This window comes from Acinetobacter sp. TUM15071, assembly GCF_008980925.1.
In the GTDB taxonomy this organism is placed as follows: domain Bacteria; phylum Pseudomonadota; class Gammaproteobacteria; order Pseudomonadales; family Moraxellaceae; genus Acinetobacter; species Acinetobacter dispersus.
In genome coordinates this window covers 1-424 of sequence record NZ_BKGB01000082.1, presented here as the reverse complement: position 1 = coordinate 424, position 424 = coordinate 1, and the positions used below count along the sequence as shown (strand labels likewise).

1 protein-coding gene is annotated in these 424 nt (G+C 58.0%); it reads right to left on the bottom strand.

From position 1 onward, the window contains the following. A partial coding sequence (locus GBI66_RS19345; protein WP_215901035.1) for a hypothetical protein occupies window positions 1-297 on the bottom strand: 297 nt, incomplete at its 3' end. Between the last annotated feature and the right edge of the window lie 127 nt (window positions 298-424).

Below are 424 nucleotides of genomic sequence, written 5' to 3'. Positions count from 1 at the left end.
GGACAGCGTCCAGCGTGTGCGTAGCTGGGGAAACCAATGCTGTTCGAGCACATAAAACGTCAGCATCAGCCAAGCCGTCACCGACAGCGCGGGCGCAAAGCCAAAGCGCAAGCCACCTTCTTGCGGCGCAAACAAGGCAAACACCAAGCCCAAGCCGTGCAGCGCCCAAGGTACGCTCAAGAGGCGGTGGCCCATGCCGGGTGCCACACGCGGGCCAATAAGGGCGGTCAATGCGTAAGCGGCTGCCGTTGGAACGGCAAGCCAAAGGTTAAGCGGGATGTCGCTGGCTAAAATCATGACAACAGTTTAGCGTTTCGCTACAAACCTAATACCAAGCCCTATCAAGGGGTACATATGGCCTCAGCCCTTACCGACAAACTATCGCGCCTCGTCAAACACATCAGCGGACAGGCCCGCATCACTG